Origin of the sequence: Streptomyces sp. SID5910, from assembly GCF_009862125.1 — a bacterium.
Taxonomy (GTDB): Bacteria; Actinomycetota; Actinomycetes; order Streptomycetales; family Streptomycetaceae; genus Streptomyces.
Window position 1 is genome coordinate 1 of sequence record NZ_WWHX01000086.1, and the last position, 9,228, is coordinate 9,228.

10 protein-coding genes are annotated in these 9,228 nt (G+C 75.8%); 3 read left to right on the forward strand and 7 right to left on the reverse strand.

Going from position 1 to position 9,228, the window contains the following annotated elements; genetic code table 11:
• The 4 genes from GTW67_RS03320 to GTW67_RS03335 all read right to left on the reverse strand — a co-directional run.
• A partial coding sequence (locus tag GTW67_RS03320) for a carboxyl transferase domain-containing protein (protein ID WP_272920453.1) occupies positions 1 to 606 on the reverse strand: 606 nt, incomplete at its 3' end.
• Complete coding sequence (locus tag GTW67_RS03325) at positions 599 to 2,089, reverse strand: AMP-binding protein (RefSeq protein ID WP_161163286.1); 1,491 nt, start codon at positions 2,087 to 2,089, stop codon at positions 599 to 601. The genes GTW67_RS03320 and GTW67_RS03325, both read right to left, overlap by 8 nt.
• Positions 2,090 to 2,296: 207 nt before the next feature.
• Positions 2,297 to 2,908 (reverse strand): O-methyltransferase, encoded by a 612-nt coding sequence (locus GTW67_RS03330; RefSeq protein ID WP_161163287.1) that lies wholly within the window; start codon positions 2,906 to 2,908, stop codon positions 2,297 to 2,299.
• 28 nt (positions 2,909 to 2,936) lie between these two features.
• The gene (locus GTW67_RS03335) at positions 2,937 to 4,019 is read right to left on the reverse strand and encodes a MerR family transcriptional regulator (protein WP_237518632.1); all 1,083 of its coding nucleotides are present in this window, start codon (positions 4,017 to 4,019) and stop codon (positions 2,937 to 2,939) included.
• Between the two features lie 151 nt (positions 4,020 to 4,170).
• On the opposite strand from GTW67_RS03335, the gene GTW67_RS03340 reads away from it, so the two are divergent.
• Positions 4,171 to 5,073 (forward strand): DcsG N-terminal domain-containing protein, encoded by a 903-nt coding sequence (locus GTW67_RS03340; protein WP_161163288.1) that lies wholly within the window; start codon positions 4,171 to 4,173, stop codon positions 5,071 to 5,073.
• On the opposite strand, the gene GTW67_RS03345 is transcribed toward GTW67_RS03340, so the two are convergent.
• The gene (locus GTW67_RS03345) at positions 5,024 to 5,623 is read right to left on the reverse strand and encodes a hypothetical protein (protein ID WP_161163289.1); all 600 of its coding nucleotides are present in this window, start codon (positions 5,621 to 5,623) and stop codon (positions 5,024 to 5,026) included. The genes GTW67_RS03340 and GTW67_RS03345 overlap by 50 nt on opposite strands.
• A 164-nt stretch (positions 5,624 to 5,787) precedes the next feature.
• On the opposite strand from GTW67_RS03345, the gene GTW67_RS03350 reads away from it, so the two are divergent.
• Positions 5,788 to 6,561 carry an IclR family transcriptional regulator gene (locus GTW67_RS03350; RefSeq protein ID WP_161163290.1) on the forward strand — a complete coding sequence of 258 codons (774 nt, stop codon included), beginning with the start codon at positions 5,788 to 5,790 and terminating at the stop codon, positions 6,559 to 6,561.
• A complete protein-coding gene (locus GTW67_RS03355; protein WP_161163291.1) occupies positions 6,558 to 7,406 on the forward strand; it encodes an SMP-30/gluconolactonase/LRE family protein in 849 nt (282 codons plus the stop codon). The genes GTW67_RS03350 and GTW67_RS03355 overlap by 4 nt, the downstream gene beginning before the upstream one ends.
• A 17-nt stretch (positions 7,407 to 7,423) precedes the next feature.
• Here the strand turns inward: GTW67_RS03355 and GTW67_RS03360 are convergent, their stop codons facing one another.
• A complete protein-coding gene (locus GTW67_RS03360) occupies positions 7,424 to 8,827 on the reverse strand; it encodes an NAD(P)/FAD-dependent oxidoreductase (RefSeq protein ID WP_346010549.1) in 1,404 nt (467 codons plus the stop codon).
• A 71-nt stretch (positions 8,828 to 8,898) separates the two neighbouring features.
• Positions 8,899 to 9,228 (reverse strand): DUF6545 domain-containing protein (locus GTW67_RS03365; protein WP_346010550.1); only part of this gene is annotated, 330 nt, incomplete at its 5' end.

The following is a 9,228-nucleotide window of genomic DNA, read 5'->3' on the forward strand; positions in this document are numbered from 1 at the left end:
GTCCGCGCTGCCCGCCGCGACCTGCGCCTCGGCCGTGTACGCCGCCGGGTCGGCGTCCGGCGGCCGGACCCGGGAACCGGCGAAGCCCACCTGGGCGCCGGGCAGCGCGAGGACCACGTCGGCGCCCGCGCCGAGCGTCGCCCAGCCGCCGCCGGTGGCCGGGTCCCGCAGCACGGCGATCTGGGCGAGGCCGGCCTCCCGGGTGAGGGCCGACTGCCGGGCCACGCGCTGGAGCTGGGTCAGCGCGAGCATGCCCTCCTGCATCCGGCTGCCGCCGGTGGCGACCAGCGGGACGACCGGCAGCCGGTGCTCGCGGGCGTACGCGTACGCCGCCTCCAGCCGGTCGCCGGTGCGCCGGCCGAGCGAGCCGCCGAGGAAGCCGAACTCGAAGGCGAGCAGCACGGCTTGGACGCCCTCGACGTGTCCGGTGCCGCAGACGACGGACTCCGTCTCGCCGGTGCGGGCGGCGGCGCGGGCGCGCTGGTCGCCGTAGCCGGGCCAGCCGAGCGGGCCGTCGGGCTGCTGGTCGCCGTCGGGGTGGGGGAGTTCGGCGAAGTCGTCGGTGAGCAGGGCGAGGAACGCGCGCGCGGACAGGCGTTCAGCCATGGGCCAGCGCCCGCTTCATGATCTTGCCCATGTCGTTGCGGGGCAGCGTGTCGAGGTACCGGGCGACGCGGGGCCGCTTGTGCGGGGCGAGCCGGGCGGCGACGTGGTCGGCCAGCTCGTCGAGGGAGGGCGGCTCCTGCGGGTCGGCCGGCACGATCCAGGCGACGATCCGCTCGCCCAGGTCCGGGTCGGGTTCCCCGGTGACGGCGGCTTCCCGCACCGCCGGGTGTTCGAGCAGTGCGTTCTCGATCTCCCCGGCGCCGATCTTGTACCCGCCGCTCTTGATCAGGTCGGTGGCCTTGCGGCCGACGATGCGGACGTAGCCGTCGGGGTCGCGCACCGCCATGTCGCCGGTGCGGAAGAAGCCGTCCGCGGTGAAGGCGGCGGCGGTGGCGTCGGGGCGGTTGAGGTATTGGGTGAACAGGTTCGGGCCGCGCACCTGGATCTCGCCGACGGTCTCCCCGTCGACCGCCGTGATCGCTGTGCCGTCCTCCTCCACGAGCCGCAGCTCCACCCCCGGCAGCGGCACGCCCACGGTGCCGGCCCGGGGCTCGCCGTCCGCCCGCACGCTGGTGTTCATCAGCGTCTCCGTCATGCCGTACCGCTCGATGACGCGCCGTCCGGTCGCGGCGGCGATGCGCTCGTGGTCGTGCACCGGCAGCGCGGCCGAACCGGACACCAGCAGCCTGGCCCCCGCGAGGGCCTTGGCCAGCTCCGGGTCGCCGGGCAGGGTCTCGGCGATGCGGTGGTACATCGTCGGCACGCCGAACAGCATGGTCGCGCCGTCGTTCAGCTCCCGTGCGGCGCCGTCGGTGCTGAACCTGCCGAGGTGCCGCACCGAGCCGCCGCGCCGCAGCGGGCCGAGGATGCCGAGCACCAGCCCGTGCACGTGGAACAGGGGCAAGCCGTGCACCAGTACGTCGTCGCCGGTCCACCGCCAGGCGTCGGCGAGCGCGTCCAGGGTGGCGGCGAGCGCCCGCCGGGGGAGGACGGCACCCTTGGGCGGGCCGGTGGTGCCGGAGGTGTAGACGACCAGCGCGGGGTCCTCCGGGGCGCCCGGGTCGGCGGGGGCGGTGCCGGTGGACGAGATCAGCGGGGGGTCCTCATTCGCGGGGGCGGTCCCGGCGGCGCGCACGTCGACGTCCACGCGCGGCAGCGCGGCGAGCGCTTCGGGCAGCGTGTCGCCGGGCGCGGCCAGCACCAGGGCCGGGGCGCTGTCGGTCAGGATGTGGGCGAGTTCCTTCGCGCCCGACTTGGGATTGAGCGGCACGGCGGCCGTGCCGGCGAGCAGCGTGCCGACGACGGCGACGGCGGTCTCCAGCTCCGGCGCCGCCCACACGGCGACCCGGCCGGCGCCGCGCACCCGTTCCCCGACGGCTCCGGCCGCCGCGGCCAGCTCCGCGTAGGTGAGGGTGCGTTCGCCGAACCGCAGGGCGACGCGGTCGCCCGGGGCGTGGGTGAGGGCGGGGAAGAGGGACGACACGCGGCACTCCTGGGGACGCGGGGAACGGACATCCCGTTCCTACCCCGGCGCCGGGGCGAATCGACGCGGCGGGGGGTTGACGCGGGTCACGTGGTCGGCTGGGGCCTGGTTCCTACTCCGTGGGAGCTTGGCGCCGGTCACGCCCCCGCCCCGGCGGGCGGGCGGGCGCCGCGCCCCGTTCCCGACGCCGCGGGAGGTCGACGCCGGTCACGCCCCCGCCCCCGCGGACACGCGTCGCGTCCCCACCAGCGCGGCCAGGTCCGGGGCCAGCCGCAGCTCGACCGTGCGCAGTGCCGGGTGCTCCAGCCAGTGCAGCCGCGCCCGGTCGACCCGGCCCTCGTGCGTCGGGGGCCACCTGGTGGCCGGGGTGAAGTCGTCCAGGACCACCGTGCCGCCCGGGGCGAGCAGCCGGCCCACGTCGGCGGCCGGGTCGTGCTCGGACTTGCCCTGCCCGCCCCCGTCCAGCACGAGCAGGTCGTACGGGCCCCGCTCGCCGATCCGCGTCCAGTCGCCGGTGAGCACCTCCACCTCCGGCCGCCCGGCGAACACCTCCGTGGCGACCCGCGCCCGCTCCACGCTCACCAGCCGTACGCCCGGCCCCGCCCCGGACGCCAGCCAGGCCAGCCCCACACCGCACCCGGTGCCCGTCTCCCCGATCACCCCACGCGCCCCGCCCGCCAGGGCGTGCAGCAACCGCCCCTGCTCGGGTCGGCAGGAGTACGGGAACCCGTGGGCCCGCGCGACGGCCAGGGCCCGCCCGACCAACGGAGGCAGATTCCCGGCAGCCGCGTCGTAGGCATCGGTCCCGGAGTTCGCCATGGCGCCGATCCTGCCGTACGGGCGTCGGTCAGGCCACGGCCTCCACCAGGTCCGCGACCACACAGCTGACGTTGTCCGGACCGCCCGCCCCGTTCGCCGCGTCGACCAGCGAGGTCACCGCACGGTCGGGGGCCGGGGCGGCGGCCAGCAGGTCCCGGACGCGGTCCTGCGGGACGACCGCGGACAGGCCGTCGGAGCAGAGCAGATACCGGTCGCCGGGGCGGGCCTCGTGCAGCCGCAGGTCCGGGTGGGTGGCCGGGCCGTTGCCGGTGAGCGCCCTCAGCAGCAGGGTGCGTTGCGGGTGGGCCGCCGCCTCCTCCGGCGTCAGCCGGCCCTCGTCGACCATCGACTGGACCATCGTGTGGTCGTGGGTGATGCGGAACAGTTCGCCGTCCCGCAGCAGATACGCCCGCGAGTCGCCGATGTGCACCAGCGCCAGTCGGGAGCCCGTCCACAGCATCGCCGTCAGCGTGGTGCCCGTCTCCGAATCGTCGGCGGCGTCCCGCACCGCGTCGGCCGCGCCCTGCACGGCGTCCTCCAGCAGGTTGAGCACACCGCCCGCCGGCACCTCCTCCGTGTCCAGGAAGCGCAGCGCCTCCACCGCGGCGCTGCTCGCGGGCGCGCCCGCCGGTCCGAAGCCGTCGGCCACGGCGAGCAGCCGGGTGCCCGCGTACGCGGTGTCCTGGTTGGTGGGGCGGACGCGTCCGGTGTCCGAGTGGGCGCAGTACCGCAGTTCCAGCGTGGTGGCGTTCATGACGGGGTCCTCTCTCGATTCCGCTGTCAGGTGATCGACCAGGAAGGAGGCGAGGTCCCGCCGTGCCGCCGTCTCCGCCTCCGTCCGCGCCCAGTAGGCGCGGATCTCGCGGGCGGCCGAGGCCGGGTCGTCGAGGGCGCGGATCCGCCGGATGCCGGCCAGCGGCATCCCGAGCCGTCGCAGCCAGGCCACCAGCCGTGCCTGCTCCAGCTGCGCCACCGCGTAGTAGCGGTAGCCGGTGTCCGGGTCGACCCGGGCCGGGCGCAGCAGGTCCAGTTCGTCGTACAGGCGCAGTGCCTTCGGTGACAGGCGGCAGGCCCTGGCGAACGCACCGATCGTCAGCATGTCCTCGCGCATCGCTGCTCCCCTCCGTTCCGCCACCGATGCTGGGGCTTCACCGAAGGTGAAGGTCAAGCGGCGGGTTCCGGTTCCGCCGGCCGGTGTTGTTAGCCTCCGGGCAGCCGTACGAAGAACGTCCCGGCAGCCGTACGAAGAAGAGGAGCCCGCCGTGCCCCGCATCGCTCTCGTCACCTGCCGTCCCGGTCCGCAGGTCAGTGTCGACCGGGATCTGCCGGTGCTGGCGGCGGCGTTGGGGGAGGCGGGGGCCGAGGCGTCCGTCGAGGTGTGGGACGACGACTCCGTGGACTGGGGCGGGTTCGATCTCGTCGTCATACGGTCCACCTGGGACTACAGCTGGCGGGTGGGCGAATTCGTCGCGTGGGCCGAGGCGTGCGGGAAGGTCACGCGGCTGGCCAACCCCGCGGCGGTGGTGCGCTGGAACACCGACAAGCGCTACCTCGGCGACCTCGCGGCGGCCGGCGTGCCCGTCGTCCCCACCCGGTATCTGGCCCCCGGTGACCCGGTCGACCTGCCCGGCGACCACGAGTACGTCGTCAAGCCCGCCTCCGGCGCCGGCGCCCGGTTCGCCGCCCGCTACACGCCCGACCGGCACGACACCGCCGTACGGCAGGTGGAGCGGATGCACGCCGAGGGGCTCACGGCGATGGTGCAGCCGTATGTGCGCGGCATCGACGCGGCCGGTGAGCGGGCCGTGCAGTACGTCGGCGGGGAGCTGCTGCACGCGAGCCGCAAGGGGGCCGTCCTGACGCCCGGCACGCCCTACGACGAGCGCAAGGTCGCGCACCCCGGGCTCGAGCCCTGGACGGCCACGCCGGCCGAACGCGCCGTCGCCGAAGCGGCCTTGGCCGCCGTGCCCGGCGCGCCCGAGCTGCTGTACGCCCGGGTCGACCTGGTGGACGGGGAGGACGGGCTGCCGCGGGTGATGGAGCTGGAGCTGGTCGAGCCGAACCTGTTCCTGTGGCTGCACGAGGGCTCGGCGCCGCGCGTCGCCGAGGAGTTCGTCAGGGCCGCCGGCCGTCCGTGGCCGTCCGCTGGAGCAGCCCCCAGGTGAACTCGGCGACCACCTCGTGCCGTTTCCCCTCCGGGTCCGGCGCGGTGAAGGCGAGCCCCCAGCGGGTGGGCGCCGAGCCCTGGAGCGGGCGGGCGGGGGCGAAGGCGCGGGCGGCCTCGTCGACCGTGCAGGCCCAGGGGGTGAGGTCGTCCAGGGTGTCCAGCCGTGGGCCCTCGGCGCCGGGGGCGCGGACCAGCCACTCGTTCCAGACGACGCCCTTGTCGGCCACGAGCACCTCGAACCGCAGGTCCGGCCAGAGGGGGAGGCGCCACTGCCGGGCCTCGCACTCCAGGTCCCCGATGCGGCGCGGTGCGATCGACTCGGGTTCGCCGAGGACGGAGCGGTAGCGCGAGGCGGCCGAACGGGACCGCGGGGAGCGGAGCATCGCCTGCCAGCGCCGGTTGGCCTCCCGCATGTCCGCGACCGAGGCACCCAGCTCACGCCGGGCGTCCTCGACCGGGCCCGGATTGTGGTCGGCCATACGGCGCAACAGCACCAGCTGAAAGTCGACCGGCGTGAACGGACCTGCGGGACGCGGGGAGGACGGCATACGTCCATGGTCGCTCAGCGGGGCGCGCCGCACCCCGCCCGCCCATTGCCCCGGCAAACTCAGTATGAGTAGCCTGTGTTCGCCATTCCGATCGTCTGTTGATATCTCGAACATCGGGGTATCGCGACCGCAGGCGCCTGAGACAGCTAGGGAGGGGGCCGGACATGGGACGTCTCGTACCCGCCGTGACCCGGGCTCTCGACATACTGGAGCTCTTCCTCGACGGGGACGGCACGCTCTCCGCCCCCGACATCGTGCGCCGGCTCCAGCTGCCGCGCACCACCGTGCACGAACTGGTCACCACGCTCGCCGCGCGCAAGTACATCGTGCCCGTGGCCGGCCAGCCCGGACGGTACCGGCTCGGGGTGCGGCCGTACCAGCTCGGCGCGCGCTACGCCGAGCACCTCGACCTCGCGGCCGAGGGCCAGCAGGTCGCCCGGAGCGTGGCCGAGACGTGCGACGAGACCGTGCACGTGGCCATCCTGGAGGACACCGACGTCATCTACATCGCCAAGGTCGACTCCACGCACGCGGTGCGCATGGTGTCGGCGGCCGGGCGCCGGCTGCCCGCGCACTGCACGTCCGTCGGCAAGATGCTGCTCGCCTCCCTGCCCGAGGCGGAGGTCGCCGCCCGTTTCCCCGACGGCGCCGAGCTGGCCGCGATGACGCCGAACAGCATCACCGAACCGGCCGCCCTGCGCACGGCCCTGGGAGAGATCCGGGAGCGCGGCGTCGCTGTGGAGAACCGGGAGTCCAACCCGGACGTGTCCTGCGTGGCCGCCCCCGTCCGGGACCGCACCGGCCGGGTCGTCGCCGCGCTGTCGATCTCCGTGCCCATGATCCGCTGGAGCGAGGAGCGCCGCGCCGAGCTGGCGGAGCTCGCCGTGAAGGGCGCCGCCGACCTGTCCGAGCGCCTCGGCCACCGGAGCGCGGTATGACGTACGAGGTGGCGGTGCGGGCCGAGGCGGCCCTCGGCGAGGGGCCGACCTGGGCCGCGGACGCGGGCCTGCTGATCTGGGTGGACATCCTGGGCTGCCGCGTGCACACCTACGACCCCGTCTCCGGGCGGCGCACGGTGCGCACCACCGAGCAGCACGTGGGCGCCGCCAAGCCGCGCACCGGCGGCGGGCTCGTCCTGAACCTGCGCGACGGCATCGGCCTCGTCGACCCCGACGGCACCTTCCGCGCGCTGCATCGCGACCCCGTCCCCGGCCGCCGGGCCAACGACGCCGCCGTCGCCCCCGACGGCAGCCTGTGGGCCGGCACCATGCGCTACGACGAGGCCCCCGGCGGCGGCACGCTCTCCCGCGTCACCGGCGACGGCACCGTGACGACGGTCCTGGACGACGTGGCGGTCAGCAACGGGACCGGCTGGAGCCCGGACGGGCGGCTCATGTACTACGTCGACTCGCCTACGCGTCGGGTCGACGTCTTCGACTACGACGCCGGGGGCGGCGGTGTCTCCGGGCGGCGGACCTTCGTCACCCTGGAAGAGGGCGCCGGTTTTCCCGACGGGCTCACCGTGGACGCCGAGGGCTGCGTGTGGGTGGCGCTGTGGGGCGGCTCGGCGCTGCGCCGCTACACCCCGGACGGCACGCTGGACCGGGTGATCGGCCTGCCCGTCCCGCTCGTCACGGCCTGCGCGTTCGGCGGCGCCGGACTGACCGACCTGTACGTCACCACGGCCCGCGCCGGCCTCAACGCCCCGCACCCGCTCGCCGGGTCGGTCCTGGTCGTGCCGGGCGCGGGCGAGGGGCTGCGGCAGCCGGCGTTCCAGGGCTGACAGCAAGCGCGCCCGGGTCAGGCGCCGGTCCGGTCCACGGCCCGTAGGACGTCCCGTTCCGACGGGGTCAGCGGTGGCTCCGTCGCCGGGGGCAGGGCGGGGCCGGCGAGGGCGGCGAGCAGGGTCGCGGGGTGCAGGACGCGGGCCGGGCCCGTCAGGATGCTGGTCACGTCCCACAGGGCCGCGGCCGCTGGGTAGGACCCGGCCGCCGTCCTCGTCAGGCGCCGGGTGTACGCGGTGACCAGCCGGTCCGCCGCGTTCGGCTTCCCGCCCCGCGTGCCCGGGTAGCGCACGTCCTGCCCGACCGCCATGGCCCACGCCGCGTCGACCGACCGTGCCGCCCCGCGCTGCACGCGGCGGGCCAGACCGGGCGCGGTGGGCCCGGCCGCCCGCACCTCCCCGGCGAGCACCCGCGCGCCCAGCGCGGCCACCGACATCCCCTGTCCGTAGGCCGGGTTGAAGGTGGCCAGCGCGTCGCCGAGGACGACGAACCCCTCCGGCCAGTGCGGGGCCTTCTCCACGTACCGCCGCACATTGCTGGTGCTGCGGCTGACATGCACCCCCGTGAGCGGCTCGGCGCCCGAGATCAGGCGGCCCACGATCGGGTCGGGCAGCTCCAGCGTGTACTTCAGGAAGCCCTCCGGGTCCGCCGGCGGCTCGCCGCCCCGGGTGCCGCCCAGGCTGACCATCCAGCGGCCGCCCTCGATGGGCAGGACCATGCCGCTGCGGCCCGGCCGGGACGCGTACGGGTCGGCCTGCACGACCGTCAGCGGGAACCGCCCGGCGCCCTCCGGCACCCGGTAGACGCGGGTCGCGTTGACCAGGCCGGAGTCCACGGTCCGCTCCCGGACGCCGGTCACGCCGAGGCCGTCCAGCCAGGTCGGCAGCCGTGAGCCGCGGCCGCTCGCGTCGACGACGATCCCAGCGTCCAGGACCTCGTCCCCGGTGCCGTCCGCCGCCGCGACCCGGACACCCGTGACGCGCCGCGAACCGCCGGTCAGCTCCCGCACGTTGCCCTTGCGGACGGTGACCCCGGCCCGTTCGAGCACCGCCTCGCGCACCGTCCAGTCCAGCAGGGCCCGGCTGCACGTGATCATGGCGGGGCCCGGGTGGCGCCAGCGCCGCAGCCAGCCGTCCGGCGTGAGCGCCAGCATGCCCGAGCTCAGCGATATCTCGTGCGCCCCGGCCGCGATCAGCCGCTCGCGCATCCCGGCGCCGGGGACCAGGTCCTCCATGGCGGCCAGGCCCCCGGCCATCAGCAGATGCGCGTGCCGGCCCTGCGGCAGGCCCCGGCGGTGCTCCGGCCCGTCCGGCAGCTCGTCGCGTTCCAGCACGACCACCTCGTCCACCGCGGGGGACAACGCCGCCGCGGCCAGCATGCCGGCCAGCCCGGCACCGATGACGACAGCTCTACGGGACACGGTTCTCCTCCGGTCGGTCCGGACTGCGGTCGGTCCGGACTGCGGTCAACTCCCGCCGGACCCCGGCCGGTTCAGCCGTGGGTCGAGCCGTGAGCGGCCCTCACCGTACCTTCACGCGCCGCCTCGCCGGCCGGGGAGCCCGCCAGTGTCCGGGCCAGCTCCACCAGCCCGCCCGGCCCCGGGACCTCCGTGGCGTGCAGCCGGTACGTGCTCGGCGTGTCCAGCGGCGCCTCCCGCGCGGCGGCACGGCGCGCGGCGTCGGCCAGCATCGCCGCCTCCGCGGCCAGCCGCGCCTGGTGGGCGGAGCGGCCCGCGCGCAGGGCCGCGTCCCGTTCCCGCTCCCGCACCCGGTCGTCGAAGTACGGCGCGAGGGCGAGCAGCGCGTCGTGGATGGACACCTC

Bases quoted from the DNA above. Each gene is read 5' to 3' on its own strand.
- GTW67_RS03330 (WP_161163287.1), bottom strand. From the start codon at position 2,908: ATGGCGAACTCCGGGACCGATGCCTACGACGCGGCTGCCGGGAATCTG.
- GTW67_RS03335 (WP_237518632.1), bottom strand. From the start codon at position 4,019: ATGCGCGAGGACATGCTGACGATCGGTGCGTTCGCCAGGGCCTGCCGC.
- GTW67_RS03345 (WP_161163289.1), bottom strand. From the start codon at position 5,623: ATGCCGTCCTCCCCGCGTCCCGCAGGTCCGTTCACGCCGGTCGACTTT.
- GTW67_RS03350 (WP_161163290.1), top strand. From the start codon at position 5,788: ATGGGACGTCTCGTACCCGCCGTGACCCGGGCTCTCGACATACTGGAG.
- GTW67_RS03355 (WP_161163291.1), top strand. From the start codon at position 6,558: ATGACGTACGAGGTGGCGGTGCGGGCCGAGGCGGCCCTCGGCGAGGGG.